This is a genomic window from Natrarchaeobius halalkaliphilus, assembly GCF_003841485.1.
In the GTDB taxonomy this organism is placed as follows: Archaea; Halobacteriota; Halobacteria; order Halobacteriales; family Natrialbaceae; genus Natrarchaeobius; species Natrarchaeobius halalkaliphilus.
The window spans coordinates 138,997-163,589 of the sequence record NZ_REFY01000001.1; the positions used below are offsets into that span (position 1 = coordinate 138,997).

At 63.7% G+C, this 24,593-nt stretch carries 30 protein-coding genes; 15 read left to right on the top strand and 15 right to left on the bottom strand.

Features of this window, described 5'->3' with window-relative positions:
* Positions 1 to 151 precede the first annotated feature (151 nt).
* Positions 152 to 1,516, top strand: a complete 1,365-nt coding sequence (locus EA462_RS00650) for a S8 family peptidase (RefSeq protein ID WP_124176649.1) — start codon at positions 152 to 154, stop codon at positions 1,514 to 1,516.
* A gap of 93 nt (positions 1,517 to 1,609) precedes the next feature.
* On the opposite strand, the gene EA462_RS00655 is transcribed toward EA462_RS00650, so the two are convergent.
* The 4 genes from EA462_RS00655 to EA462_RS00670 all read right to left on the bottom strand — a co-directional run bounded on the left by EA462_RS00655 (position 1,610) and on the right by EA462_RS00670 (position 6,088).
* The gene (locus EA462_RS00655) at positions 1,610 to 2,722 is read right to left on the bottom strand and encodes a pyridoxal-phosphate-dependent aminotransferase family protein (RefSeq protein WP_124176650.1); all 1,113 of its coding nucleotides are present in this window, start codon (positions 2,720 to 2,722) and stop codon (positions 1,610 to 1,612) included.
* A 107-nt stretch (positions 2,723 to 2,829) separates the two neighbouring features.
* Entirely contained in the window at positions 2,830 to 3,879 is a 1,050-nt protein-coding gene (locus EA462_RS00660) for a DMT family transporter (protein ID WP_124176651.1), read from the bottom strand.
* 356 nt (positions 3,880 to 4,235) lie between these two features.
* The gene (locus tag EA462_RS00665) at positions 4,236 to 4,712 is read right to left on the bottom strand and encodes a cupredoxin domain-containing protein (protein WP_124176652.1); all 477 of its coding nucleotides are present in this window, start codon (positions 4,710 to 4,712) and stop codon (positions 4,236 to 4,238) included.
* A gap of 146 nt (positions 4,713 to 4,858) precedes the next feature.
* On the bottom strand, positions 4,859 to 6,088 hold the full coding sequence (locus EA462_RS00670) for an MFS transporter (RefSeq protein WP_279386998.1): 1,230 nt from the start codon (positions 6,086 to 6,088) through the stop codon (positions 4,859 to 4,861).
* A 155-nt stretch (positions 6,089 to 6,243) separates the two neighbouring features.
* Here EA462_RS00670 and EA462_RS00675 point away from each other — a divergent pair, with 155 nt between their 5' ends.
* Both EA462_RS00675 and EA462_RS00680 read left to right on the top strand, forming a co-directional pair.
* Positions 6,244 to 7,020, top strand: a complete 777-nt coding sequence (locus EA462_RS00675; protein ID WP_124176654.1) for a coenzyme F420-0:L-glutamate ligase — start codon at positions 6,244 to 6,246, stop codon at positions 7,018 to 7,020.
* Positions 7,017 to 8,045: a 5,10-methylenetetrahydromethanopterin reductase gene (locus EA462_RS00680; protein WP_124176655.1), complete on the top strand. Its 1,029-nt coding sequence runs from the start codon at positions 7,017 to 7,019 to the stop codon at positions 8,043 to 8,045. The genes EA462_RS00675 and EA462_RS00680 overlap by 4 nt, the downstream gene beginning before the upstream one ends.
* A gap of 21 nt (positions 8,046 to 8,066) precedes the next feature.
* Here the strand turns inward: EA462_RS00680 and EA462_RS00685 are convergent, their stop codons facing one another.
* Positions 8,067 to 8,261 carry a hypothetical protein gene (locus EA462_RS00685; RefSeq protein ID WP_124176656.1) on the bottom strand — a complete coding sequence of 65 codons (195 nt, stop codon included), beginning with the start codon at positions 8,259 to 8,261 and terminating at the stop codon, positions 8,067 to 8,069.
* 137 nt (positions 8,262 to 8,398) lie between these two features.
* Here EA462_RS00685 and EA462_RS00690 point away from each other — a divergent pair, with 137 nt between their 5' ends.
* Positions 8,399 to 8,629 carry a DUF7573 domain-containing protein gene (locus EA462_RS00690; RefSeq protein ID WP_394341809.1) on the top strand — a complete coding sequence of 77 codons (231 nt, stop codon included), beginning with the start codon at positions 8,399 to 8,401 and terminating at the stop codon, positions 8,627 to 8,629.
* Between the two features lie 25 nt (positions 8,630 to 8,654).
* On the opposite strand, the gene EA462_RS17950 is transcribed toward EA462_RS00690, so the two are convergent.
* Positions 8,655 to 8,765 (bottom strand): DUF7577 domain-containing protein, encoded by a 111-nt coding sequence (locus tag EA462_RS17950; protein WP_449289196.1) that lies wholly within the window; start codon positions 8,763 to 8,765, stop codon positions 8,655 to 8,657.
* 120 nt (positions 8,766 to 8,885) lie between these two features.
* Between EA462_RS17950 and EA462_RS00700 the strand changes: the two genes are divergently transcribed.
* The 5 genes from EA462_RS00700 to yciH all read left to right on the top strand — a co-directional run bounded on the left by EA462_RS00700 (position 8,886) and on the right by yciH (position 14,264).
* Entirely contained in the window at positions 8,886 to 9,080 is a 195-nt protein-coding gene (locus tag EA462_RS00700; RefSeq protein ID WP_124176658.1) for a cold-shock protein, read from the top strand.
* Between the two features lie 303 nt (positions 9,081 to 9,383).
* Positions 9,384 to 10,373, top strand: a complete 990-nt coding sequence (locus EA462_RS00705) for an AAA family ATPase (RefSeq protein ID WP_124176659.1) — start codon at positions 9,384 to 9,386, stop codon at positions 10,371 to 10,373.
* Between the two features lie 16 nt (positions 10,374 to 10,389).
* Positions 10,390 to 11,475 carry a DUF58 domain-containing protein gene (locus EA462_RS00710; protein WP_165871998.1) on the top strand — a complete coding sequence of 362 codons (1,086 nt, stop codon included), beginning with the start codon at positions 10,390 to 10,392 and terminating at the stop codon, positions 11,473 to 11,475.
* The gene (locus EA462_RS00715; protein WP_124176661.1) at positions 11,472 to 13,778 is read left to right on the top strand and encodes a transglutaminase TgpA family protein; all 2,307 of its coding nucleotides are present in this window, start codon (positions 11,472 to 11,474) and stop codon (positions 13,776 to 13,778) included. The genes EA462_RS00710 and EA462_RS00715 overlap by 4 nt, the downstream gene beginning before the upstream one ends.
* Before the next feature lie 192 nt (positions 13,779 to 13,970).
* The gene (yciH, locus tag EA462_RS00720; RefSeq protein ID WP_124176662.1) at positions 13,971 to 14,264 is read left to right on the top strand and encodes a stress response translation initiation inhibitor YciH; all 294 of its coding nucleotides are present in this window, start codon (positions 13,971 to 13,973) and stop codon (positions 14,262 to 14,264) included.
* 225 nt (positions 14,265 to 14,489) lie between these two features.
* On the opposite strand, the gene EA462_RS00725 is transcribed toward yciH, so the two are convergent.
* From EA462_RS00725 to EA462_RS00740, 4 genes are all read right to left on the bottom strand, one after another.
* Complete coding sequence (locus EA462_RS00725; RefSeq protein WP_124176663.1) at positions 14,490 to 14,855, bottom strand: rhodanese-like domain-containing protein; 366 nt, start codon at positions 14,853 to 14,855, stop codon at positions 14,490 to 14,492.
* Positions 14,856 to 14,952: 97 nt separating this feature from the next.
* Positions 14,953 to 15,561 (bottom strand): uracil-DNA glycosylase, encoded by a 609-nt coding sequence (locus EA462_RS00730; protein WP_124176664.1) that lies wholly within the window; start codon positions 15,559 to 15,561, stop codon positions 14,953 to 14,955.
* Between the two features lie 55 nt (positions 15,562 to 15,616).
* On the bottom strand, positions 15,617 to 16,192 hold the full coding sequence (locus EA462_RS00735) for an endonuclease dU (RefSeq protein ID WP_124176665.1): 576 nt from the start codon (positions 16,190 to 16,192) through the stop codon (positions 15,617 to 15,619).
* Positions 16,192 to 16,368 (bottom strand): DUF5786 family protein, encoded by a 177-nt coding sequence (locus tag EA462_RS00740; RefSeq protein ID WP_124176666.1) that lies wholly within the window; start codon positions 16,366 to 16,368, stop codon positions 16,192 to 16,194. Before EA462_RS00740 ends, EA462_RS00735 begins: the two co-directional genes overlap by 1 nt.
* Before the next feature lie 138 nt (positions 16,369 to 16,506).
* Between EA462_RS00740 and EA462_RS00745 the strand changes: the two genes are divergently transcribed.
* Positions 16,507 to 17,118 (top strand): MBL fold metallo-hydrolase, encoded by a 612-nt coding sequence (locus tag EA462_RS00745; protein WP_124176667.1) that lies wholly within the window; start codon positions 16,507 to 16,509, stop codon positions 17,116 to 17,118.
* Positions 17,119 to 17,142: 24 nt separating this feature from the next.
* On the opposite strand, the gene EA462_RS00750 is transcribed toward EA462_RS00745, so the two are convergent.
* Positions 17,143 to 17,886 (bottom strand): hypothetical protein, encoded by a 744-nt coding sequence (locus tag EA462_RS00750; RefSeq protein ID WP_124176668.1) that lies wholly within the window; start codon positions 17,884 to 17,886, stop codon positions 17,143 to 17,145.
* 383 nt (positions 17,887 to 18,269) lie between these two features.
* On the opposite strand from EA462_RS00750, the gene EA462_RS00755 reads away from it, so the two are divergent.
* Positions 18,270 to 18,836, top strand: coding sequence for a hypothetical protein (locus EA462_RS00755; RefSeq protein WP_124176669.1), 567 nt, complete (start codon positions 18,270 to 18,272; stop codon positions 18,834 to 18,836).
* 60 nt (positions 18,837 to 18,896) lie between these two features.
* On the opposite strand, the gene EA462_RS00760 is transcribed toward EA462_RS00755, so the two are convergent.
* The 3 genes from EA462_RS00760 to EA462_RS00770 form a co-directional block, all read right to left on the bottom strand.
* The gene (locus EA462_RS00760) at positions 18,897 to 19,046 is read right to left on the bottom strand and encodes a 50S ribosomal protein L40e (RefSeq protein ID WP_124176670.1); all 150 of its coding nucleotides are present in this window, start codon (positions 19,044 to 19,046) and stop codon (positions 18,897 to 18,899) included.
* Positions 19,047 to 19,122: 76 nt separating this feature from the next.
* The gene (locus EA462_RS00765; protein ID WP_124176671.1) at positions 19,123 to 19,626 is read right to left on the bottom strand and encodes a DUF367 family protein; all 504 of its coding nucleotides are present in this window, start codon (positions 19,624 to 19,626) and stop codon (positions 19,123 to 19,125) included.
* A 48-nt stretch (positions 19,627 to 19,674) separates the two neighbouring features.
* Entirely contained in the window at positions 19,675 to 21,534 is a 1,860-nt protein-coding gene (locus EA462_RS00770) for a Rieske (2Fe-2S) protein (protein WP_124176672.1), read from the bottom strand.
* 133 nt (positions 21,535 to 21,667) lie between these two features.
* Between EA462_RS00770 and EA462_RS00775 the strand changes: the two genes are divergently transcribed.
* Together EA462_RS00775 and EA462_RS17130 are read left to right on the top strand one after the other, a co-directional pair.
* On the top strand, positions 21,668 to 21,991 hold the full coding sequence (locus EA462_RS00775; RefSeq protein WP_124176673.1) for a nuclear transport factor 2 family protein: 324 nt from the start codon (positions 21,668 to 21,670) through the stop codon (positions 21,989 to 21,991).
* A 93-nt stretch (positions 21,992 to 22,084) separates the two neighbouring features.
* Positions 22,085 to 22,255, top strand: coding sequence for a hypothetical protein (locus EA462_RS17130; RefSeq protein WP_165871999.1), 171 nt, complete (start codon positions 22,085 to 22,087; stop codon positions 22,253 to 22,255).
* 42 nt (positions 22,256 to 22,297) lie between these two features.
* On the opposite strand, the gene EA462_RS00780 is transcribed toward EA462_RS17130, so the two are convergent.
* Positions 22,298 to 23,440 carry an MBL fold metallo-hydrolase gene (locus EA462_RS00780; RefSeq protein ID WP_124176674.1) on the bottom strand — a complete coding sequence of 381 codons (1,143 nt, stop codon included), beginning with the start codon at positions 23,438 to 23,440 and terminating at the stop codon, positions 22,298 to 22,300.
* A 131-nt stretch (positions 23,441 to 23,571) separates the two neighbouring features.
* Between EA462_RS00780 and EA462_RS00785 the strand changes: the two genes are divergently transcribed.
* Entirely contained in the window at positions 23,572 to 24,132 is a 561-nt protein-coding gene (locus tag EA462_RS00785) for a DoxX family protein (protein WP_124177171.1), read from the top strand.
* A 176-nt stretch (positions 24,133 to 24,308) separates the two neighbouring features.
* Positions 24,309 to 24,584, top strand: coding sequence for a hypothetical protein (locus EA462_RS00790; RefSeq protein WP_124176675.1), 276 nt, complete (start codon positions 24,309 to 24,311; stop codon positions 24,582 to 24,584).
* Positions 24,585 to 24,593: the final 9 nt, after the last annotated feature.

Consider the following 24,593-nt stretch of genomic DNA (forward strand, 5'->3'; position numbering starts at 1 on the left):
CCGACTCGCGTTTCGTGACGCCACTCCGCACCGGGTTCGGAGGCACGCCAGGGGGTCGTTTCGGAGACTGGTATTCGGAGACTGGTACGTCCTTCCGCGTGCACCGGTCCAGTACAGAAAGCTTATCATCTCGGTTTACGCTCACGTAGGCATGACTCTCAGTCGTCGCCAGCTCCTGCAGGGTGTCGGCGCTGGCGTCTCCGCTGGGCTGGTCGGGACGGTAGTCTCGGAACCGGCATCGGCATCCTCGTCGCCGTCGTCGGATACCCGCCGGGTGTTCGTCCATCCGGAAAACGGACTGCTCGGTGACCTCCTCGACGCGGTCGAGGGGGTCGGCGGCACGACGCTCCTCGAGTTCGACAACTTCGAGTTCGTGGTGGCCGAGGTGCCGTCGAACCGGGTCAGCGACCTGGCCGGAGCTGCGGGGATCGCGTTCGTCGAGGACGACGAGGAGACGGGGATCCCCGACGACTGGTCGCCCTCGCTGCTGGACGTGTTGGTGCCCCCGGACCGATCGGACTGTTCGACTCATCCCGACCAGCGCACGTCGTGGGGACTCGAGCGAATCGGTGCCGACGATGTGGATCCGGGCGGGTCGGACGTCGACGTTGGGATTCTCGATACGGGCATTCAGTCCGATCACTGCAGCCTCTCGGTCGCGGGCGGGCGAAACTTCACGGCGACCGGGACGCCCAGTGACTACGAGGACCGACACGGACACGGAACCCACGTCGCCGGGATCGCCGGTGCGGTCGACAACGATCTCGGGATGGTGGGAACGGCACCGGACACGAACCTCTACGCCGTAAAGGTCCTCGACGACGACGGCCGCGGCCGGTACAGCGAACTGGTCGCGGGTATCGACTGGTGTCTCTCGAACGATATCGAACTCATCTCGATGAGCCTCGGGGGCGAGAACGAGAGCGAGACGGTCGACGACGTGATCGAGACCGCCACCTCGGACGGGCACCTCCTGCTCACCGCGGCCGGAAACGAGGGCAACGCGGAAGACGGCTCCTGCGACGAGGAGACGATGACTTACCCGGCAACCCACGACGACGTTCTCGCGGTCGCCGCGATGGACGAAGACGACACGCTGGCGTCCTACAGCAGCGTCGGTTCGGCCGTCGACCTGTTGGCACCCGGTACGGAGATCACGTCGACGATCACCGACAACGAGTACGCCGAAGCGAGCGGAACGAGCATCGCCTGTCCGTTCGTTACCGGCGTCGCGGCGCTGGTCTGGGGGATCAGCGAGGCGGACGGACCGGGTCCGAACGACGCCATCCGACGGACGCTTACCGACTCCGCTGAACCGGTCCTCGAGACCTGCGAGGAAGGCCACGGACTCGTCGACGCCCGCGCGGCGGTCGACGGCGACGTACCGGACGCAGACGATAGTTCATCGGATCGGGAAGGCGAACCTACCGATCGCGGCGAAAGCCGGTCGGCACTCGAGTGGCTCGCAGACGCGGTCTCTGGTCTTCTCGAGCGAATACGCGAACTGTTCGGATAGACGGCACCGCCAGTCTGCAGATCAGCGTCCGCAGGACACAGATCGGCCAGAACGCGCCTCGAGTCTCGAGGGTGTTCCTCGAGGATCGATCGGCTACAATCCCGCGACGTCTTCGATAGCGTCGGTCAGCGCTTCGATGCTCTCTACGTCGTGTTCGCCCATGTGACCGATGCGGAACGTCTTCTCACCGAGGGCGGAGCCGTAGCCGTTCGAAAAGACCATATCGTACTCCTCGGAGACGTTCTCGATGGTTTCTGCGACGTCGATCCCGCGTGTGTTCTCGATGCAAGCCACCGTCCGGGATTCGTACCCCTCTTCGGGAAACATCTCGAAGTGCTTTCGGGCCCACTCGCGTGTGTATTCGGCCATCTCGCGGTGACGTCGATCCCTCGCGTCGTGGCCTTCCTCGAGCATGTGTTTCATCTGTGTTCGGTAGGCGAGCATGACGGGAATCGCGGGCGTCGAATGCGTTTGTCCCTTCCGGTCGTAATAGTCGATCGTCCGCTGGAAGCCCCCGTACCACGAGGCGGAATCGCTCTCGAGTTCGCGCTCGTAGGCGTCCTCGCTGACGACACAGACGGCGAGTCCCGGCGGCATGGCGAACGCCTTCTGGACCGAGGTGAAGATTACGTCGATGCCGTGGGCGTCGATATCGACGTAGTCGCCGCCGAGCGCCGAGACCGCGTCGACGATGAAGTACGTGTCCGGGTACTCGGCAACGACGTCACCGATCTCCTCGACGGGGTTGCGGACGCCGGTCGAACTCTCGTTCATCACGCAGGTAACGGCGTCGTACTCGCGCTCGCCGTCCTCGAGCGCCTCGCGGACGTCGTCGGGTTTGACCGCCTGACCCCACTCGTAGGCGACGGTGTCGACGCGCTTGCCGAGACGGTCTGCGATGTCGGCCTGGCGCTCGCTGAAACTACCACAGGTCGTACAGAGGACGTCCTCGTCGACGAGGTTCAGGATCGAACTCTCCATGAAGCCGGTTCCAGAGCCCGTGAGAACGACGACGTCGTTCTCGGTGCCGAGGAACTCCTTCGTGTCCTCGACGACGGTCGTATAGAGGTCCGTCATTCGGTCCATTCGATGGCCGAACATCGGCTCGCACATCGCCTCGATGACGTCCTCGCGCACCTCGGTCGGACCCGGAATGTACAGCGTCTTGTCTGGGTAGTCGTCTTTGTATTCGCGTTTGTTGGTCACGCAAGCCACCTGAGTGAGCGAAACTGCGTCGCGAACTGGTATGGTACTTTTGATGCGGCACCGAAAACGCCGTGACGATCGGCAGCGACCACCGCACTCGAGTTAGATCAGTCCGCACACGGCGACCCGTTGGACGTCCTCCCGGTGCGCTCGGAGCGACGGTCGCGGTGGCGCTCCTCGCCCGCGTGAGCCACGTAAACGTTGCTGCCGACGACGACGTCGTCCGTCTCGGTCGGTGTGCGGCCCGGACCGTATCCGATCGCCGGGCCGAGTAGCCGCCAGACCGCATCGATCTTGCAGAGTGCAAAGCCGGTGACGATCAGCGCGAAGCCAGCGACCGTTGCAACCGTGATCGACTCACCGAGTACCGCCCAGCCGAAGACGGCGGCGACGATCGGTGCCGCGTAGTTGACGAGACTGATTTCCGTCGCCCCCACGCGTTCGAGCAACACGAAGTACAGGAAGAACGCGCCGCCGGTCGAGACGACCCCGAGGTAGGCGAGCGCACCGAGCGTCGCCGGCGTCACGGTGACGCTCGAGACGTGTTCGCCGGGGTGGACGGCGCTGAGTGCGTGGAGAATGAACGCACCGAGCGCCATCGCCCACGCCTGTAACGAGACGACCGGAAGCGTTCCCTGAATCCGTTCGATGAGAACGGAGCCGACCGCAAACGACAGTGCGGCGACGAACAACAGCGCGATGCCGAGTCCGTGGCCTGCGAGCGAGCCGCCCGAAACGGCGATTACGACGATTCCGGCGAGGCCGACGACGAGTCCGGCGACGACCGGTGCCCGGATCCGCGTTCGCGGAAGGACGGCCAGCGCGATCAGCGGCGTGACGATCGGTATAAGACTCATGACGATCGCTGAAACCGCACTCGAGACGTACGACTGGCCGACGAAGAGGAGACCGAAGTGGACGCCGACGAGCAAGACGCCGCCGACGACGATCGCGAGCCAGTCCGCCCGCGCCTGTGGCCGCCACTCCGTCCGGAGCGCGACGACGAGGGCGGCGAATACGACCGCCGCGACGTCGAATCTGAGCGCTGCAAAGAGCAGCGGCGGCAGCGTCTCGAGACCGATCTCGATGGCGCTAAACGCGGTCCCCCACGCGACCGCGAGGGCGACGAAGAGTAAAATATCTCTGTTCGAGTTCATGTATGTGATGACGGTCTGGAGACTACTTGATGGTTCGGATTCTGTGTTTATAGCACCTCTAGTGCCCGAATTCGGAGTTATACGTTACCATGAACCACACATCCATGGTAGTGTGTTACTAATTGGTTCGACATACGTCAGCGGTCTCGTCGAGCGGATCTCACCGAGCGGATAATTCGGAGAGACCACTAGCCCCACGAGTCCGTTCGAGATCGTTCTCGCGTCGGGTGCTATCGAGAGGTCGATGCGAAACGGCGACTCGAGGACGGTCGCGAGTCGGCTGGACGGCCTCGAACGACGGACTGACGTCTCCGACAGTGGGCCAAAGGGAGAAGAACGACAGTAGAACGGATCGATTATTCGACGATGAGTTCTCCGACCATCGAGTTCGGGTGTGGGTCGCAGACGTACTCGGCCATCTCGCCGCTGGCTTCGAACTCGAGGATCTGGTCGTCGTCGGGGTCGTCGACCTCTTCGGTTTCGAGGCCGTCGACCACGTCGCCGCCGTCGTCGCGGATCTCGATGTTGTGGAAGTTGTCGTCGCCTTCCGTCCAGCCGATCTCGTAGCTTTCGCCCTCCTGAAGGATCAGCGTCGGATTCACGTCGCCTTCGATTTCGGCCGGCTCGAGACCTTCCCAGCCGGACATCTGTCCGTCGAAGAGGATCTCCGTACCGGGCTCGATCTCGACGCCCTCGCCGTCCCCATTGCCGTTGCCGTTGCCGTTGCCGTTGCCGTTATCGTCGTCACTACAGCCAGCGACGAGTGCGGTCGCGGCCGCTGCACCGGTGAGCTTCATGGCGGTCCGCCGCGAAATGGCCTTCTTTCGTGTCATCGAGCAATCGTTGGAGATGAGCACATAAAAATTGATATCCTCTATCCGTGCGTAGCCATGCGATTCCATACCAAGATTGGTTGTTATTTTGGATACGAGTGAACGTTCGTCTCATTATTCCCGTCGGTCGTGTGACCACCGATCGATCAATCACACTCGGTTGGCCCGAGCCCGTCCGATGCGATCGAGAGCCGGAACACGATCGGTGCCGCGACGATGGCGATGGCGATCTCGAGGCCGCCGACGATCAGAAACGCGAGATCGTAGCCGAACTGTCCGGCGACGATGGAACCGACGAGGAAGCCGCCGAGAAATCCGAGGCTTCCGGCGAGATTGAACCCGGCCATCGCGAGTCCGCGCTCGTCTTCGTCCGCGAGATCGGTGACGAGCGCCATCGTCGCCGGCGAGACGAGTGCACCGAGAACGCCGATGGTGGCCATCGCGATCGCAGCGGTCGCGACGGTCGGTGCGACGCCGACCACCAGAATGCCCACCCCGTAACACATCGATCCGAGGACGATCGGGATCGTCCGTCCTATCCGATCGGAGAGTGACCCGAACGGATACTGCAACAGGGCAAACGGTGCGAAAAAACACGCGAGCAAGAGTCCGGTCGTTCCGGCTTCGAGCCCGAACGTCTCCTGGAAGTAAAGCGTCCCGACGAGTGCGAAAAAGCCCGCGGTCATCCGATCGACGAACCCGAACGCGTACGGAACCGACAGCGATGGTCGCCGTTTGATCCCCTCGAGGAGCGCTCCAGCGCTTCTGTGGACGTCCGGCGTCCGATCGTCGACGGCGGCGACGACGACACCGACGGTGAGAAGCAATCCCGCGGCGACGACGAGGGGCGCGACGGGATCGACTTCGGTCAGTTGTCCGCCGACTGGTGCGCCGAGAGCCGCACCGAGGCCGATAGCGATTCCGGCGGCACCCATATTTTTCCCGTGGCCACCGGGGAGATCCATGAGCATGGTCATCGTCAGGGAGAACGCGCCGACGGTCATGGCACCCTGGAACACCCGAAGAGCAAGCACGCCTTCGAACGGAACCGATCCGACGGCGGGGACGAGCGCGAGCGCCCCGTAGCTGAGCGCACCGATGACCGCACCGACGACGATAAACGGCGTTCGGCGACCCGTGACGTCGCTGACGATCCCCCAGAGTCCGACGAACGCGATGTAGGCCGCGAACTCGGCGACGAAAAACCACATCCCCGCATCGAGCGTGGTTTCGGTGAGCGGCGAACCCGACGCATCGGCACCTAGCACGTCGACGAGCGTCGCGATTCCCGGATACAACAGGAGCTGAGAGAACATCACCGCGAAGACGACTGCGGCGAGAACGACTCGATCCCGATCACCGGTATCTGCGGCCACGACCGCGGCTAGGGCCTCCGACCCTATGAACTCGTTCGTCTCGGTCGGTAACGACGCGCGTTCGACCGTCGAGTTCGTTCCAGTTCCGCTGGTCGGACGCCGTCTCCATTCTCCGGTGACGGTGTGCTTTTCACGACGCTTGCCCACCCATCGATATGGAACTCGAGCCAGTGACGGACGTACCAGAGATCCGTCCCGGCGACGATATCGCCGCCCTCGTCGCGGATCGGGCCACTCTCGAGCCCGGCGACGTTCTGACGGTGGCGAGCACGATCGTCTCGAAGGCCGACGGACGAACGGCGGATCTCGAGGCGTATCCCGTCAGCGGCCGCGCACGAGAGATCGCTGACCGAATCGGTGCGCTCACGGACGACGAGAAAGACCCGCGGTTCGCACAGGCGGTTCTCGAAGAGAGCACGGAGCTGCTGATCGACTGTCCGTTCTTGCTCACGGAGACGCGGTTCGGTCACATCTGTGTCAACGCGGGGATCGACCGCTCGAACGTCCCGGACCACGATCTGCTCCTGTTGCCGGACCGACCGGCGAAAAGCGCAGAGCGCATTCGGACGGGGTTGGTCGATCGTGGGATCGACGACGTCGCGGTGATCGTCACGGACACCTGCGGGCGACCGTTTCGACACGGTCAGCGCGGCGTTGCACTGGGCTGGGCCGGGATGCCCGCGAGCCGGGACTGGCGCGGCGAGCTCGACCGCGACGGGCGCGAACTCGGCGTCACCGTCCAGTCGGTCGTCGACGAACTCTCCTCGGCCGCCAACCTCGTCGCCGGGGAAGGCGCGGGCGGCACGCCCGCCGTCGTCGTCCGCGACTGGGAGTTCGGTGACGTAGCGGGGAGCGACGAACTGTTCCGGTCGGTCGAGGACGACCTGATCAGACGGGCGCTCCGACAGTGGGAGTGGGGGGAAGACCGATGACGAACGACGGCCCGGACGGTGTTTCCGTCCGCGGTTCTTCGGAGCCGACCCGGGCCATCGAACTCACGCCCGAACACCCGCCGGCGCGGATCGCTGAGCTCGCGGCGTGCGCCGAGCGCGAGGGCTTCGACGTCGCCTTTACGAGCAGTCACTACTTCAATCGCGACCCGTTCGTGACCCTCTCGCGCATGACGGACGCCACCGACGAGATCCGACTGGGTCCGGGGGTCGTCAATCCCTACGAGACCCACCCCGTCAAGCTGGCCGCACAGACGGCGACGATCGACGAGGTGAGCGACGGACGAGCGGTCTTCGGCGTCGGTGCCGGAGACCGCTCGGCGCTTTCGAACATGGGCGTCGAGCGCGACCGGCCGCTGCGGCGCGTCCTCGAGACGTTCGACGTCGCACGCGACCTCTGGGACGGAACGACCGTCACTCACGAGGGAACGTTCACCGCGAGAGACGCTTCGCTGAACCTCGAGCCGGCCGAGATCCCGGTGTACGTCGGAGCACAGGGTCCGCAGATGCTTCGGATGAGCGCCAAACACGCCGACGGCGCGTTGATAAACGCGGCCCATCCTCGCGATCTCGAGTGGGCGTCCGACCAGATCGAGCGCGGACTCGAGGATCGGCCGGACGAACACGGCGAGTTCGAGGCGCTCGCGTTCGCGAGCGTGAGCGTCGCCCCGGAGGAAGACGACGCTCGTGCGGCAGCGCGGCCGCCGGTCGCGTTCATCGCCGGCGGTGCGGCCGATCCGGTTATAGACCGCCACGATATCGATCGCCAGGCCGCGAGCGCGGTCAGCGACGCGCTCGAGGACGGCCGGCTCACCGAGGCGTTCGATCGCGTCACGCCCGAGATGATCGACGCCTTCTGTATCGCGGGAACGACGGAGACCGTCGCGGATCGCTTCGAGGCGGCGCTCGAGCACACCGACGGGATCGTCGTCGGATCGCCGCTGGGACCGGATCTCGAGGATGCGATCGTTCGCGCGAGCGAGGCGCTCTCGATCGCGAGTGCGTGAGAAGCGAACGGCGACGGACGATCAGTTCGACGTGACGAGGCTGCCGATCGCGCCGAGGGTCAGCGCGCCGAAGACGCCGACGGAGAAGACGATGAGGAGCGTTCCGACGAGGACGAGCAGCGGTGCGAGCCCCTCGCCCATCGCGACGTCGGTGAAGAGTTCGTTCATCTCGACGATGTTGTCCACGATGACGTTCAACACTGCGGCGGTTTGCATGTCTAAAGATTCTTAACGGGAGTACTTGGCCGTGCCGATCCGTCGTCACGACCGCGTCCACGACGCCCGCTCACTCGACAGCCTCGTCGATCGGTGACGACGACGCCCGATCCGTCCGCGGCGAACGATATAACTCGGTGCCGATCGAACAGGGTCGCGTGACCGACGACGCGACGCTTTCGGATTTCGCTACGGGTCGCTCCGACGAGGATACCGACGAACGACGCGACGCGGACGGCACCGATGGCGTCTCCTCGCTGTCGACGTACGCGTGGGGAGAGTACGTCTGCAGTCGGTGTGACGGCGCGGCCGAGCGCGTCTGGCGGGACGACGGTGCGGTCGTCTGTCCCGACTGCAAGGACTGGTAGCCGCCCCGTCCGTTCAGGCCCGCGGTCACGGAAGCGTCTGGAGACAGCTTCGACAGTAAGTATAGAAGCGATCGTTCGTAGTTCCACAGACGCGACACGAGACGGCGGTTCCCGATAGCTCTGTTTTCGTGGTCATCGAGGTCGGATACGCGAGCCAGTCGAATACGCCTCCGGCATACCTTTGCAAGTCGTTCGGTGGCTCTCGCGGTGATTGCCCCGAAGATTTATATCTCAGTCGTGGGTTTATTCACCTGCAATGGCGAAAGGTACGGTCGAATTCTTCAACGACACTGGCGGTTACGGGTTCATCGAGAGCGACGATTCGGACGAGGACGTGTTCTTCCACATGGAGGACGTCGGCGGCCCCGATCTGGAAGAGGGTCAGGAGGTCGAATTCGACATCGAGCAGGCCGATAAAGGCCCGCGCGCGACGAACGTCGAGCGCCTGTAGGCACCCAGTAACGCGAGGGGTATCGTTCTCTGATCGTCACCCGACGAGCGGCGGCTCCCTCCTCGAGTTAGCTGAATTGAGGCGCTAAGCCCCTTCCTCAAGGAGCAACGCAAGGAGCGAACGGCGTCAGCCGTGAGCGAATAGGGGAGGGTAGTTCACGTGGCGTAGATCGGAGCCGCGGGCCGTATCAGTCGCTATGATACTTCAGTGGTGATGACACAAAACCTATGGTCGACAGAGCCCGATGACGAACAACGACGATGAGACCGCTGCGCTCTGACCGTCCCCGTTTCCTCCCAAGCGATGACTGACCTCGATCACCACAGAGACAGAAACCACGAGCCGTCCACGGACGACGAGTTGTCCGTTTCGAGCGTCGCGAACCTCTGTACCGAACTCGAGGAGAACGTCGCTCGCGTGATCGTCGGCCACGACGACGTCGTCGAACACGTCGTGACGGCCATGCTCGGCCGAGGTCACGTGTTGCTCGAGGACGTTCCCGGCGTCGGCAAGACGATGCTCGCTCGCTCGATCGCGACGTCGATCGACTGTATGTTCCGGCGCGTCCAGTTCACGCCGGATCTGCTCCCCTCCGACGTCACCGGCGTCAACGTCTTCAATCAGAAGACGCGCGAGTTCGAGTTTCAGCCCGGCCCCGTCTTCGGAAACATCGTTCTGGGCGACGAGATCAATCGCGCGCCGCCGAAGACGCAGTCGGCGTTGCTCGAGGCGATGGAAGAAGAACAAGTTACCGTCGACGGCGACACGCGGGAACTCCCCGACCCGTTCGTCGTCATCGCGACCCAGAACGCCGTCGAGCCGAACCGGACCTACGATCTCCCGTTCGCTGAACTTGATCGGTTCATGAAGAAACTCGAGTTAGGCTATCCGGAACCCGACGAGGAGACCGAGCTCCTCGGTCGAACCGTCGGCGGACATCCGATCGAATCGCTCGAGCCGGTGACTGACCGCGAGACGATCGTTCGCGCCCGCGAGACGGTCGCGAAGGTTCGCGTGGAGGAGCCGGTCCGAGCGTACGCGACCCGGCTCGCGGGCTACACGAGAGAGAACGCTCGAGTCGGCGTCAGCCCTCGCGGAACGATCGCGCTGTTACGGGCGGCACAGGCGCGGGCGATCACCGAACACCGCGAGTACGTCGTCCCCACCGACGTCAAGATCGAGGCCCCGGTCGTACTGGGCCATCGAATCCGGACGGACGACCGGGCGCGTGACGGCGATCGAGTGGTCGAAGAGGCCCTCGAGCGCGTCCCGGTCGAGGCGGAGCGGGTGTAGCCCAGGTGATCCACCAGTGAGACTCACCCTCCGCGGATGGGTCGTCGTCGCCGTCATCGCGTTTTCACTCTGGACGAGCGCGCGCTACGGACCACGGTCGCTGAACGCCGTCGTCGTTCCGGCGACGATCGTCGTACTCGCCGGGGTCGTCTCGGTTGCTCGGATCAGCCGGCCGAGCGTCGAGCGGACCACGTCCAGCGAGGGCGTCGCCGGCGACGGATTGACGATCGAGCACGTAATCGACGGCGACAGAACGGTTTCAGCTACCCTCAGCGAGGCCGCTGACGGCGAGCTGTACGACGTGAAAAGCGACGGTGACCCGACCACGGAGACGGTTCTCGAGGCCGGCGTCCAAACCCGTTTCGAGTACGAACTCCACCTCGAGAAGCGTGGAACGGACGTGATCGGTCCGCTTTCGATCGTCGTAACGGACGTTTTCGGGCTCGTCGCCCGACGGTTCGACGACGACGGGACGACGAGCCTGGTGGTCGTCCCGCCGACGAAAGAGCTGCGGGCCGGGCCGACGGAACGGTTGCTCGCGCCCGCGGTCGAATCGGACCGAGACGAGCGCGCGGAGTTCGATCACCTCCGCGAGTACCGGCGTGGCGATTCGCTACGCGACGTTCACTGGAAGTCGACGGCAAAACGAGCGGATGACGGCCTGTTCGTCACGGAGTACGTCGCCGAGGGCGACGCCGGCTCCGTCACGATCGCCCTCGAGTGTGTGGAGGGACGGGCGGACGAACTGGCGACTGCCGCCGCGAGCGTGGCGGACTCGCTTCTCGAGCGCGGAGTTCGCGTCGGACTGGTGCGATCCGACGGGGGGGCTCCGTTGGCTCCGGGTACGGGGCGAGAGCACCGTCGTGACGTACTCGAGATCCTCGCCGTCGTCGACAGCGGCGAACTCGCGGTCGACACGCGTCGCGAAGCCGACGTTCGGATTCGTGCCGACGAAAGCGAGACGACGGTAAGCGTCGGCGACGTCGAAACCTCGTTCGAGCGACTTCGGCGTGGTCGCGATCACGGACGCGAGTTCGGACCTACCGTCGACGAAACGAGATCCGACGATCCGGGGATGGACGACTTCGGGGCGGTCGCGTGAGTACGCGGTCGTCGGACTCGAGCGACGGCGTTCGGACGCGAACGGTGAGCGTCGACACCGACGACGCGATCGGCCCGGATCTGTTTCGTCTGCTCGCGCTCGGCTGTGTGCTGGTTCTGACGGCGTCGTACGTGAGCGTCCTGCGCGAGGTCACGCGCGTCGTCGGCGGGACTCGGTCGCTGTTCGTTCTGGTCGGAGCGACGATCCTCGCCGCAACGATTCTCTCCCGATTGATCCGCCCTCGAACGGCGACGGTAACCGCACTGGCGGCCGGCGGCGTGAGCTTCGGCTACTACCTCGAGGCGAGCGGCGTCGGCATCGGAGGTGCACTCGACGGATTCGAGGAGATTCTCACCGACACCGTCACGCTCGTGACCGGGCTCCCGCTGCTTCGGATGATCGAGGCCGGGATCTGGTCGCTCGCGTTCGTTCCCGCGCCCGTCTTTCTCTCGTGGTATCTCGCGTTGCGGGGACGGTACGGACTGAGCGTTCTCGCCGGCGGGACGGCGCTGGTCTTTCTCGTGTTGACGGGCGACGCGGAGACGACCACCACTCTCGTGGGGACGCTCGGTGCGATGGGTGCTATCGGCTTCGGTGAACTCACGCGACGGGAGGGATCGATCGCACAGGCGGATCTGCTCGCCGTGCTCTTTGCCGTCGTCATCGTGCTCTCGCTGTCGGTCACGTTCGTTCCGAGCGGTCCGGCCAGCCCGACGACGGCCGGCGGCGCGACCGGAGGAACGCTCGAGGGAACGATCGACTCGGCCTCCGAGCAGTCCGGAATCGCCGGCGACGTCGATCTCTCGCCCGAGAAGCGATTCACCGTCGAAGCCGACCGGCCGTCGTACTGGCGTACCGGCGTCTACGACCGGTTCACCGGCGACGCCTGGGTCAGAACCGGTCAGGACCGGTCGCTCGAGGAAGGAATCGCCACACCGCCGGGGAGACACGATCGGATGCGCCAGACCGTGACCGCGGAGACCGAACTGGGAGTGATGCCCGCAGCAGCCCAGCCGATCGACGTCGACGGCGACCTGGCCCAGCGGACCGAGGTCTCGACGCACGATCAGATCCGACCAACTTCGACGCTACTCGAAGGCGACAGCTACGTCGTCGAGAGCGCGATCCTCCACGCCACGCCGGACGACCTCGCGGCTGCGGGGGAGGACTACCCCGATGACGTGAGTGAGTCCTATCTGCAAACGCCTGAGGGGACCTCGAGCGAGTTCGAGCAACGGACCGCGGAGGTGACCGCGGATGCCGAAACCCCCTACGAGAAAGCGACCGCGATCGAGCGCTACCTTCGCTCCTCGAAGGAGTACTCGCTCGACGTCGACCAGCCGGAGGGAGACGTAGCCGAGGAGTTCCTGCTCGAGATGGACGAGGGGTACTGCGTCTACTTCGCGACCGCGATGACCCAGATGCTGCGGGCCGAGGACGTGCCAGCCCGATACGTGACCGGATATACGGCCGGCGAACCCGTCGACGACGGTGAGTACGTCGTTCGCGGTCTCGACGCTCACGCCTGGGTGGAAGTCTACTTCCCGGAGAAGGGCTGGGTCGCGTTCGAGCCGACGCCGGGCGACGAACGCGACGAGGTTCACAGCGAGTTCCTCGAGGACGAATCCGACGACGTCGAGGATAACGGCGAAGCCGATGGCACCGACGATCCGGCGGACGAGAACGTCCCGAGCGACCAGAACGCGGACGACGGCTCCGCTGACGATACAGCGGAGAACGGTTCGGTCGACGATGGAGAGGACAACCCTCCATTCGACGACTCGAGCGACGACGTTGCGTCGCCGGTCGACTCTCTCGACGGAAACGTCCAACAGACAGACGACGGGATCGGGATGGACGACGTCGTCTCGCTGCTGACCGTCACGCGCGAGACCGCAGCGATCGCGGCCGTCGTCCTGATCGGTCTCGTGGCTTTCGTTCACCGAACCGGTGCGTTCGCCGGCGCGCGTCGGACGGTCGGGATCTACCGGCACGGACGACGAGCCGACCCGGACGAGGACGCTCGACGCGCGTTTTACCGACTCGAACGACTGCTCGCCCGCGAGTACCGCCCGCGGCGGCGCGACGAATCGGCGCGCGAGTACGTGCGGACGCTCGCGGCGGCCGACGAGGACGGGGTCGCGAGCGACCGCCGAACCGAGGCGGTGCTCGCGTCATACGAGCGCGCCGTCTACGGCGGTGGTGTCGGTCGCGAGCAGGCGGACGACGCGATAGAACTAGTCGATGGGTTGTCACGCGAGCGCGTACCGGTCGTCGGCCGTCGTCGTGACAGGTCGGAATAAGGCGCGCTGGAAGTGGTTTTTAGCTTCGATGCGACTCGAGAAGTGAACTTCTCGTGTCACGGGATGCGGGCTGCCTGCTCCCAAAGCCACCTCGCCTCGACGAACCGTCCGTTCGCTCACTGAAAAAGAACCACGCGAGGGCATGCAGGTCCCGATAGTGTTTAATATGGTCATTTCGTACGATCAACCGTAATGTCGGAAGTCTGCTCGACGTGCGGGCTGCCCGAGGAACTCTGCGTCTGTGAAGACGTGGCCAAGGGACAACAGCAACTCACCATCCGCATTGACGAGCGCAGATACGGTAAAGAGGTAACGATCGTCGAAGGATTCGATCCGAAGGATGTCGACCTGGATAGTCTCTCGTCGGATCTCAAGTCCAAGTTCGCCTGTGGCGGTACCGTCGAGGACGGCCACATCGAACTTCAGGGTAATCACACGGGTCGCATCGAGGATTTCCTTCGGGACCGCGGCTTCAACGTCGCATGAATTCCGCGATGATCTGAAACGACTTCCGACCGGCCGGTCACGAATCGTCCACTCGTACGGATCGTTACAACGTTTACCGGTGATTGCTACTCCGTCCGGGCAATCGCCGGTAACAAATCATAACAGACCGTACCAGTCACCGCTGTTCTGTCGCGCGATCTGACGGCTTCGAGCGAGCGCTGGCCGTCCGTCGAGCGATCGCTCACAGTCTCAAACGCGACGGATTCAAAACGGCGATTCGGGCTCCGTCGTCGAGTCGCCGTCGCCGTCCTCGCGGACGAGACCGTACCGCATCCCGTACTCCTCGAGCCCTCCCGCCATGCTTTCTACCCGTGCGTCCGCGCTTCCCTCGTACGAGCCGATGAGCTTTGCAGCCTGAACGCTTGCTTTGCCGTGCGGGCAGACGGTGACGATTCGATCTGCGTCCTCGAACTCGTCGATCCGGGCCGTGAGTTCGTGGAAGGGAACGTTCTCGCTGTCGGGAATATGACTGCGCTCGAAACTGCGCTCGTCACGAATATCGACGATGCGAACGTCCGAATTCGCCTCGAGGAGTTCGTTGACCTCGTCGGGTGAAACTTCGCCGTCCATCACCACCGCTTTCGAACGCCGACAGGATAAGGACACGGATCGACGGCGACGAACGTTCCGACGCGATTGCGAGCGCCGTCAGCTCCGTCGGTTCCCGTCAACCGGACCGATCAAAACCGTCGAGACGGGTCTGGTCGCTCTCGGTGCCGTCGACACCCGCCACGTCCGCTGCGCGCTCTATGGCGGCGGCGAACGTCTCTTCCTGGCTGCGATCGTACAGCGTCGCCGCCGGGTGAACGCAGACCACTAGCCGTCGCGGCGTTCCGTCGATCCGGATCTCTTCGATCGCACCGGCCTCTTTCGTCACCGCAACCGATCGCTCGAGCAGGTGCTCGCTCGGGACCTTCCCCAACGTGATGATAACCGCCGGGTCGAGCCGGTCGATCTCGGACTCGAGATAGCCACGGCAGTTCTCGAGTTCGTCCGTCGTCGGATCCCTGTTGTCCGGCGGTCGACAGCGTACGCAGTTGGTGATGCGGACGGCGTCGCGATCGAGACCGACGATCCGAAGCTGGTCGTCGAGCACCGATCCGCTACGACCGACGAACGGCTCCCCCCGTTCGTCTTCGCGCGCTCCCGGTCCTTCACCGACGAACAGGACATCGGCGTCGGCCGGCCCGGTTCCGTTGACGATCCGGCTGCGAGAATCGACCAGCGCGGGACAACGCGTACACTCGGTCACGCGGAGGTCTTCCATCGAACCCATACTCGAGGGGTCAGGGGGCCGCCTACTACGTCTTTCGGGTCGAGGCTGGCGACGATCAGTCGGGTTCGGCGTACGCGTCGCCCGCTCGGGCGGCGAGGCGAGCGACGCGAATCGGTTCCGGCCGGCCGCCGGACGGCGTAAACGCGTCGACCACCTCGGCCGCTTCGTCTGCTCCGCAGCCGACGTGTCTGACGTACACCGTCTCGCCGTTGATCGACAGCGTCCGACGCTCGGGCAGTGAGCGATATATCTCGAGGCGATGCTCGAGATCGGTATCCGAGAACGCCTCGTCCAGACCGGACTCGAGACCGTCGCTCGCCTCGAAGGAGACGGTGATCACGGGTCGCTGAACGGTCGCCGCAATACGCGACGGCTCGAGCACGTTGTACCAGGCGGGGGCGATCGCACCGAGGAGAACGTACCGGACGTCCGGCCGATCGAGATCCTCGACCACCGAGACGACGGCCTCGGTCGCGTCGGTACCGCCGACGGTACACTGTCCGTACGTGAGCCCGTCGAGAACGCTGTCGGCGCGAACGACGGCCCCCGCCAGCGTACTCCGGGTTCGATCCGGACACCGGTCGCCGCGGTACGACTCGGCAATGCCGAGCGCCCGCACTCCGGATTTCATCAGGAGTCGTCGTCTTTGATCTCTTTTAGCCGGTCGAGTAACTCGTCACTCGATGCGCCGTTTTCGAACTCGAGCGTTCCGTCGTGACTGTTCTGATCGGATTTGACCGCGTCGTCTTCGTCAAAATCAGCATCGACGTCCTGTTGCTCGGATTCGTCGTAGCTCCCGAATCCCATACGGGTATTTCTACGTGCCACCCACTCAAAAATCCGTGGTAATTATTCCGACCCGAATTTCGCGTACAGAAGAACGTCGGCAACGCGTCGGACGAAACGGACAGTATCGTTTTTATCCTCGCCCGCGACTGGCCGAACATGGACGTCTATCACGTAACCGACGGTGCCGAGATATTCACCTGTAACGCGTTTCTTGCCATCGGAGATCAGACGACGCTCGTCGATGCGAGCTCGTGGGACGGCGTCGTCGACGAGATTCGCGAGCGGACCGACGACGTGGACGCCGTGGTAATGACCCATCAACACGGCGATCACGTCAGCCAACTCGAGGCCGTCGTGGACGCGTTCGATCCCGATGTCTACGCCTACGACGACCATCCGACGCGAACCCATTCGATCGACGACGGCGACACGGTACCGATCGGTGATGAAACGTTCGACGTGGTGTACACGCCCGGCCACGCCGACGATCACGTCTCGTTCGTCTCGGAACGCTCGCTGTTCTCCGGCGACGTCGTCGTCCACGACGACGGCGCGTTCGAGTACGGCAGTTTCGGACGAACGGATATGGCAGGTCAGTCCCGCGAGGAACTCATCGAAAGCATCGAGCGACTCAGAGAGCGTCTGCCCGAGGGAGTCGAGCACCTGTACGCGGGCCACGGTGGCGTCTTCCACGGCGACGTGCGCGACGTCGTCGAGACGGCACTCGAACGTGCAACGAACCGAGAGCCGAAGTATCCCGACGAGTGAGACGGTCACGCACGACAGACCGTATCAATCGTCGTCGCTCGTCACTACCGGTGATTCGTTCGCGACGTCTCTCGAGCGTTCGAACCAGTCGTCGATGTTTTCAGCGACGTAGTCTTTGCCGCCCCAGCCGAACGCGATGCCGATCGCCAGCGCAGCGGCGAGTCCGCCGCCGTAGGCCAACGCCTGTGCGAACGTATGGAGGATCGTCACGTCGACGCCCATCGTCTCGAGACCGATGACCAGGACGACGAAATAGAGCAATCCCTTCGTGACGCCGGCAAGGGCAGGTGAGACGCCAGAACCCCGTGCAATGGGAGACTGGCGGACTTGATCGGCGGCGTAGCTCGCCAGGTAGAACCCGAGGAACAGGACGATGAGGCCGACGACGATCGGCGGCACGTACGAGAGCAAGTCCTGGGCCCAGGTAGAGAAGAACCACGACGCCGACGCCGTATACCGAAACGCGACCCACTCGATCGCGACGAAAAACGCGACTATCACGACGTAGTACCTGGTGATCGTTGCAAACGTCCTCGAGACGGCCTTCTGATCGTCGGAAAACAGAGCATCGAAGGGCGTCCGTCGAACTTTTTCGTCGAGTTCGATCCGTCGACCCGTGCTGATCACGAGCGGCCGGACTCGGTTTCCGATAGCGACTCCGATCAGGACGATGGCGGCTGCGACGAGCAACAGCGGTACGAGTTCGACGAGATCGACGATACTCCGTTCGATCGATCGTCTGACGTCGCCGGCGAGCAAGGGCCGCACTACCGCTCACCCGGTACCGGCACACTCCACTCACTCAACGAACCAGTGTCGCTACGGAACATATCCATACTACAATACGGTAACTACCCATAATAAATTTACCTGTATAGGGCGTAGTGAATATATGAGTGGAGCCCGCAGGGAGATCACGCGATCATACAGACCGCGCGAAGTTCCTCGAGTGATCGAATGGAACACTCCTCGAATCTCGAGTCGTGGATCCCCCTCTCGAACTGGAGTGACGGTTCACCGGTAAGTACAGGGCGTATACGTATCGCTGGGAATAGTCGATTTATATAAACTAATAATAAATTCTTGAGTACCAGGAATAGGTATGTGCTCGCCACATATTTATCCGTCAAATAAGCGTAAATAACTATCACATGAGTTCCCACTCAAATGGACCAACTACGTACGGATTCGGCGGCAGTTTAAATTGGCTACTCGGCAGTGCAGTAGGCGGCATCATCGGTTCGATCCTCTTCGGTGCGGTGCTATGGATTGTTGATCCAGCGATTGTCACCGAGACCATCCCAGCCATCTATGGTATAGATCCCGGTACAGTCGGATTGGTGTTTCATTTGATACATGGGACCGTCCTCGGTATCATTTTTGGATTTATTGTCAGTCGTAATCCAATCTTCAGCACCATTACCGCAGACGCCACAACCGGCTTATTCGCTGGTAGGGGGCTGACCACACGATTCGCCCTTGCTGGACTCGTCTATGGACTCGCTGTTTGGGCGTTCCTGCCGATAATCGTTCAATCGATTTGGATCGCCTTCACTGGAATTGTCGACCCTGGCTTTCCGTTTGCCGCATTTGAGAGTCTCATCGGTCATCTGCTCTATGGTCTTCTCCTCGGTGCACTTTTCGCGGTTTTCGTCGAGACCGCTCCAGAAGCAGAAGAGACTGAATCTCCGTTCGATGAAACTTCAGATTCCGACTAAATATGCTGAATTACTGCATAGTCTCGCACAAATCCGGAACCGTTCCCCGGAGGGAGTCGATTATGCCGCGCGGGCTTCCTTGGCTTTGGGACGGAGGTTCCCGTAGCCACACTTGCGGCAGTTGTCTGCGTCTTTCGGGTTGCGGGCGTTACAGCGCATGCAGATCATCTTCTCGAGCGTTCGTTTTTCGGCAGCGTCGAAGGTCGGCATGTCGCTCAGTTAGGTTGACGTGCATTTAACCGCTGTGGTCTGTGCGCCGTCGCGCGAACCCGGCGTTCGTCGAACGCTACTCCTCGTCGGCCAGGTACTCCTCCTGAACGGCGACGACCTCGCTCGAGTCAGTACACTCGCTGTAGCGTCGCAGGGGTTCTTCGTTGAGCGTCAGGAACGTCTCACCCCAACGAAACGGCTCGAGGATCGACTCGGCGTGTTCGAGTTCGTCGAAGATACAGAGCGCGCCCGCGAGCGCCTCGACGGTCGTCAGCCGAAACGGTCGCCCGTAGTTGACCGGGTTCGCGGCGACGAGGAACGGGAGCGCTCGATGGACGCCGTTCATCCGAAACGAGGCCGCCTCGGCGGACTCCCAGGAGCAGTCGAGTGCCACCAGCGTGTCGAGCCCGGCCTCGCGGTCGGCTGGCGACAGCGCCCGCTCGGCGTGCGGATTGAGGACGACCCCGTACGGAACCTGCCCCATCGTCCGGTAGAGAATCGCCTCGTCGAACTTCTCCATGCGACGGGCGGTACACTTCTCGGGATCGTCGTCACCCTCGTAGTAGACGTGACACTCCACGCGAGTTCGTAGGCGGAGCCGAAAGAAAAACGCCGCGGACCGTCCGCGCTACTCCTCGTGGATCGTCTCGCCGCGGTTGAGGCGTGCGGCGATCGTAAACGTCTGTTCGGCCTCGCGACGCGTCGGGAAGTGTGCCGCCATGTATCGAGCCGTCGCGATCAGTGGAACCCGCTTGCGGTGCTCGAGATCGACGCTGGCGCCGTCGTCCAGCTCGTCTTCGCGTGTCCGTACGAGATCGAACTGTCGGAACGCCGCCTCGAGGTTCTGGAGCGTGTGAAAGCCGGCGTCCTCCCGGAGAAGTCCGTGGCCGAGCGTTCGTTTCAGTGCCTCCGGATCGCCGTCGCAGTCGAAATACTCGGAGACCAGCCGACCAGCGTCGTTTACGTTCCCGTCGACGTCGAACGTCTCGAGTAAGTCCTCGAGGATCTCGTCGGAATCGCGGCCGGTTTCGTTGTCCCCCGGTTCGGGGATCGGGGCGGGCGGGGTGTTGAGGAACCGATCGAGATAGACGTTGAGGACCGCGTCGAAGACGCCGCGGTAGAGTTCGACCGCGTCGGTCCGACGCGTGGCCTGCTGGACCGCGTTGGCGTAGGTGAACGTGTGGTGGACGGTGTTCCAGTCGCTGAACTCGTTTGCGGTCCCGAACTGGGCGACCCGTGTGGCTGCGGCGTGGCTGACCTCGATCGCAAGCTCCTCGGTGGTCGCTCCCGCCGCGATCGCGGCCGCGAGCGCGTCGACGACGGCTTCGGGGTCGTCACCGAGCAGCGTCGCCTGGAAATCAGCGGGTGGGGACCACGACCGCCCCGTCCCTTCGCTCACCAGCTCCGAGAGACCCCTCGTAGCGGAGATCTCGCCGCCGTAGACCTCCTCGAGCAGCGAAACGAGATCGACCGGTCGACGCCAGGACGAGCGCTCGTCGCTTCGGTCCGCGGTCACCAGCGGCTCGACGAGACTCGCGAGCGCGGCGGCCGTCCGCTCTCGAGAGCGGGACGGTGCGTTCGTTCCGTTTTCGTACGCGCGATCGGGCTGTCTCGAGTCCGTCTGTACGAGCGTCTCGAAGGCCGTGTTCGCGAAGTCGAGAACGTGACCGGTCGAGAGGTAGGGATGATCCGTCGCCGCGGCGAACACCAGTTCCGCCAGTTCGGACTCGGACCGGCCCGTCGCGACGGCGGTCCGAAGACAGCGTTCGGCACCGTCCGCGTCTCGCACCTCGACGCAGTCGCGGAACCACGATTTCAGGCGATCGAACGCGATCTCGTCCGTCGAGAACGAGAGCTGATCGAAGCGGGGTGGCTCACCGGCCGCGTCGTCCGCGACGTGGCGGACGCCGGTGTACAGCGCCCGCTTTCGATCCTCGGTCTCGAGATCTTCGAGTACGTTTGCCATACAGCCGAGGATCGTCAGCCCGGATCCCCACCCCGACTCTCGGTACCGGGTTCCGAACTCGAGGGCCGTCGCGACCGGTTCCGAGTAGTCGACGCCCGCATCGATCAGCCCGATCGTCGACTTGGCGACGACGAGCCGGAGGTTTTCCTCGAGGCCGGCCTCGAGACGCTCGGCCCAGTGTTCGTCGGGCGGTAACGCACGGGGCGGGTTCGGGTCGACGTAGACCGTTCCGTCGCGGACGGAGACCGGGTACGTCGGGACGTCGTCGGCCCACGGATCGAAGGTGTCCCCACAGGAGAGTTCGAACCGGGCGTGGTGCCAGTGACAGGTGAGAATCCCGTCGTCGACGGTTCCTTCGACGAGCGGAAAGCCCATGTGCGGACACCGGTTGTTCACCGCGCGAACGTCGCCCTCGTGGGAGAAGAGGGCGATCGGCGTTCCGTCGACGCTCACCAGCTTTCGACCCTCCGCGTCGAGTTCCTCGAGCGAGGCGACCGCTCGAGCATCGTCCGATATTGTCATACGATACCCAACGACTCACACCCGTGTAAGCGTTGTCCGCGCGCCCCGCTCGGCGTCGACGGAGGTGGCGCCGACTGTCCTCGAGGCGGCTTCCGAATAGCACACTTTTGGCGATCCCGCCGAATGTAGCAGTATGGAACCAACGACGCTCGTCAGGCAGTACTACGACGCCCTCGACGATCACGAGTACGAGGCGCTCGAGGAGGTACTCTCCACCGGGTTCGTCCAGCACCGGCCCGACAGAACGTTCGAGGGCCGCGAGACGTTCGTCCGGTTCATGCGCGACGAGCGGCCGAACCCCAATACGGAGCACGAACTCGATGCGATCGTCGACGACGGCGATCAGGTCGCCGTCCGCGGCCGTCTGATCGAATCGGGAACGACCCTGTTCGCGTTCGCTGACTTCTTCGACCTCTCGGACGGGCGGATCGTTCGACTGGAGACGTACTCGCGGTAAGTGTCGATTCGACCTGCGCTTTCACCGACTGAACGGTTCACGGGTAGTGGATCAAACGACAAGGTATTTGCAGTACGACTTCGACGCGCCCGTATGGTCCACTGCCCCGAATGCGAGGCGACCCTCGAGGAGAAGACCGACGTGGAATTCGTCGAGATGGACGCAACGACCGGGTTCTTTTCGGCCTCCAAACGCTTCTACCTGGTCGCGTGCAACGAGTGTGGCGCGGCGATCGGCAGCGGCGTCGCCGGGGCGAAAGCCTGAGGCTGTTTCGTCCGCAACGGTAACTACTTACAGTAGACCGTCTCAGGCCGAACAGTTGTTCGGGCCGAGCTCCAGTTCGACGCGGTCCTCGGGTGCTAGCTCGAGTGTCCCCCGGTTGTACTCGATGATCTCCTCGTAGTTGGCGGGCTTCTCGCCGGCGTCGGCCATCCGGTCGACGAACGCGTCCTCGTCCAGATCGAGCAGTTCGATCCCGGTTCGTGCCTCGCGGATCGTCGTCGTGATCGCCTCGCCGGGCCTGCCGTGGGCGAACTCGCCGTCGGCGGTCACGGTGACGTGTCCCGGCAGGACGACGACTCCCTCCGGTTCGGCAAGGACGGTTCGGTGTAGCGCCTCGTAGAGCATGCGGGCACCCTCTTTTCCTTCGTCCTCGCTGAACTCGAGTTCCGTTCGTCCGGTCGAGTCGACGTGGAGCGTGTCGGCGGTTACGAGCGCTCGGTCGTCGAGGAGCAGCGAGATCATCTCGCTCGTGTGGCCGGGCGTTTCGAGGGCTTTGAGTTCTCGGTCACCGACGGCGAGCACCTCGTTTCGCTCGAGCGGCGTGAACTCGTATTCCACGCCCCGGGCAATCGCGCGCTCGCTCAGGTAGTAGGGGACACTGAGTCGCTCCGCGAGGTCACGACCGCCGGAGATGTGATCCGCGTGAACGTGGGTGTCGATCACGCCGACGATCGAGAGATCGGCCCGGGTCGCCGCGATCTCGTACTCGTCGACGTCCGCCGTCGGATCGACGACGACCGCGTCGCCGGTCGCTGGACAGCCGATGAGATAGCCGAAACACCCCTTCGCACGCCGCTGGATCTGAACGATGGTCAGCCCGTCGCCGGCGTCGACCTCGACGTGATCGTAGACGCCGCTCCAGCCTTTCATCCCTCCATCGACGGCCTGAACCTCGTATGCGTCCGTCGCCGACTCGAGTTGCGTCGCGAGATTCCCGGAGGAGATCCCCTTCGCACAGATGGTGAGCACCCGGTCGGCGTCTCCGACCGCTCGCTCGAACTCCTCGAGACGTCCGTCGAGATTCTCCTCTGGACCGAACGGGAAGTGAATCGCACCGGAGACGTGCCAGGCTTCGAAGCTATCCTCGGGCCGGGTATCGACGAGGGCGAACTCGGTCTCTTCGTCCTGCAGTTCCGCGAGTCGATCGGGCGAGAGCGTGGTGACCATGGTCGACGCTACGCGTGCGATCGACGTAAAGTATCTGCGAGCGACGGACGACCGATTCCTGGAAAATGAGAACTATGATCCGAGTACTTGTTTATAGACTGCAAACGAATACCCGTAAGAGGTGACTGATGATGGAAACAACCCCGGTAAACCAGTTGGAAAGTCGCGTTGGTGGCATCACACTCGAGGGGGAGCCCCACGCGCTCAGTGCGTGGTTCGTCGTTGCACTGCGGCTCACGATGGGTCTTGCGTTCCTCGGTGCCGGAGTCGGGAAGCTCTCGGTCGTCGCGGGCCAGCCCTTCGACGCGGGCGGATATCTGATGGGTGCAAGCGGACCCGCAGCCGGGCTGTTCGGGGCGATGGCCACCAACCCGGCGCTGATGGAGGTCGTCAACGTCGTCGTTCCGGCGACGCAGATTCTGATCGGTCTCGCGCTGGTGGCCGGCGCGTTCGTCAGACTGGCCGCCCTCGGCGGCGCGATGCAGATGGCGATGTTCTACCTCGCAAGCTGGGACGTCGCCGGCCCGCTCGGATTCGTCAACAGCGATCTCGTCTACCTGATGGTGTTCCTCGCGATCGCGGCCTTCGGAGCCGGCCGAATCCTCGGTCTCGACCGCGTGATCGAAACCCTCGAGGTCGGAGGCGAACCGCTGCTCGAGCGCGTCCCGGCGCTCCGATACGTCCTCGGCTAACCACCGCCACGAGCCTCCCCCTTCGGGGCATCTGACCGCCTCGAGCGGAGTCAACGCTCTCGAGGATCGTCGTAGCAGGCTGGCTCGGCCATAGCATGACCGATGTCTCGCGTTGACGGTGTCCGTCGTCGACACGCAACCACTACGTACCACCACCTCGAATCCGCACTCGAGCAATGTCATCGATTCGCCGTCTCCTGAAGGGACTCTTCGCGAGCGTCGTCGGAATCGTCGTCATCGGCCTCCTCGCGACGGTCGTCTTCGCTGTTACCATCTTCGTCGTCTCGACCGGCGCGAGCCTCGCGGGCTACGAGCCGAGTGCGGATTACGTCGTTATCGCGGCGGCGCTCATCGTCGTCTCCGTTATTCTCACCGGCGGGTTCACGCCGCGACTGTCGGGGAGAAGCGACGACGAGGACGGTGACCGCTTCGACGATCGGACGTTCAACTGAAACCGTGAG

Coding starts and splice junctions, on each gene's coding strand:
- EA462_RS00650 (WP_124176649.1), top strand. CDS start 152: ATGACTCTCAGTCGTCGCCAGCTCCTGCAGGGTGTCGGCGCTGGCGTC.
- EA462_RS00660 (WP_124176651.1), bottom strand. CDS start 3,879: ATGAACTCGAACAGAGATATTTTACTCTTCGTCGCCCTCGCGGTCGCG.
- EA462_RS00665 (WP_124176652.1), bottom strand. CDS start 4,712: ATGACACGAAAGAAGGCCATTTCGCGGCGGACCGCCATGAAGCTCACC.
- EA462_RS00675 (WP_124176654.1), top strand. CDS start 6,244: ATGGAACTCGAGCCAGTGACGGACGTACCAGAGATCCGTCCCGGCGAC.
- EA462_RS00680 (WP_124176655.1), top strand. CDS start 7,017: ATGACGAACGACGGCCCGGACGGTGTTTCCGTCCGCGGTTCTTCGGAG.
- EA462_RS00685 (WP_124176656.1), bottom strand. CDS start 8,261: ATGCAAACCGCCGCAGTGTTGAACGTCATCGTGGACAACATCGTCGAG.
- EA462_RS17950 (WP_449289196.1), bottom strand. CDS start 8,765: ATGACCACGAAAACAGAGCTATCGGGAACCGCCGTCTCGTGTCGCGTC.
- EA462_RS00700 (WP_124176658.1), top strand. CDS start 8,886: ATGGCGAAAGGTACGGTCGAATTCTTCAACGACACTGGCGGTTACGGG.
- EA462_RS00705 (WP_124176659.1), top strand. CDS start 9,384: ATGACTGACCTCGATCACCACAGAGACAGAAACCACGAGCCGTCCACG.
- yciH (WP_124176662.1), top strand. CDS start 13,971: ATGTCGGAAGTCTGCTCGACGTGCGGGCTGCCCGAGGAACTCTGCGTC.
- EA462_RS00725 (WP_124176663.1), bottom strand. CDS start 14,855: ATGGACGGCGAAGTTTCACCCGACGAGGTCAACGAACTCCTCGAGGCG.
- EA462_RS00730 (WP_124176664.1), bottom strand. CDS start 15,561: ATGGGTTCGATGGAAGACCTCCGCGTGACCGAGTGTACGCGTTGTCCC.
- EA462_RS00735 (WP_124176665.1), bottom strand. CDS start 16,192: ATGAAATCCGGAGTGCGGGCGCTCGGCATTGCCGAGTCGTACCGCGGC.
- EA462_RS00740 (WP_124176666.1), bottom strand. CDS start 16,368: ATGGGATTCGGGAGCTACGACGAATCCGAGCAACAGGACGTCGATGCT.
- EA462_RS00745 (WP_124176667.1), top strand. CDS start 16,507: ATGGACGTCTATCACGTAACCGACGGTGCCGAGATATTCACCTGTAAC.
- EA462_RS00755 (WP_124176669.1), top strand. CDS start 18,270: ATGAGTTCCCACTCAAATGGACCAACTACGTACGGATTCGGCGGCAGT.
- EA462_RS00760 (WP_124176670.1), bottom strand. CDS start 19,046: ATGCCGACCTTCGACGCTGCCGAAAAACGAACGCTCGAGAAGATGATC.
- EA462_RS00770 (WP_124176672.1), bottom strand. CDS start 21,534: ATGACAATATCGGACGATGCTCGAGCGGTCGCCTCGCTCGAGGAACTC.
- EA462_RS00775 (WP_124176673.1), top strand. CDS start 21,668: ATGGAACCAACGACGCTCGTCAGGCAGTACTACGACGCCCTCGACGAT.
- EA462_RS17130 (WP_165871999.1), top strand. CDS start 22,085: ATGGTCCACTGCCCCGAATGCGAGGCGACCCTCGAGGAGAAGACCGAC.
- EA462_RS00780 (WP_124176674.1), bottom strand. CDS start 23,440: ATGGTCACCACGCTCTCGCCCGATCGACTCGCGGAACTGCAGGACGAA.
- EA462_RS00785 (WP_124177171.1), top strand. CDS start 23,572: ATGGAAACAACCCCGGTAAACCAGTTGGAAAGTCGCGTTGGTGGCATC.
- EA462_RS00790 (WP_124176675.1), top strand. CDS start 24,309: ATGTCATCGATTCGCCGTCTCCTGAAGGGACTCTTCGCGAGCGTCGTC.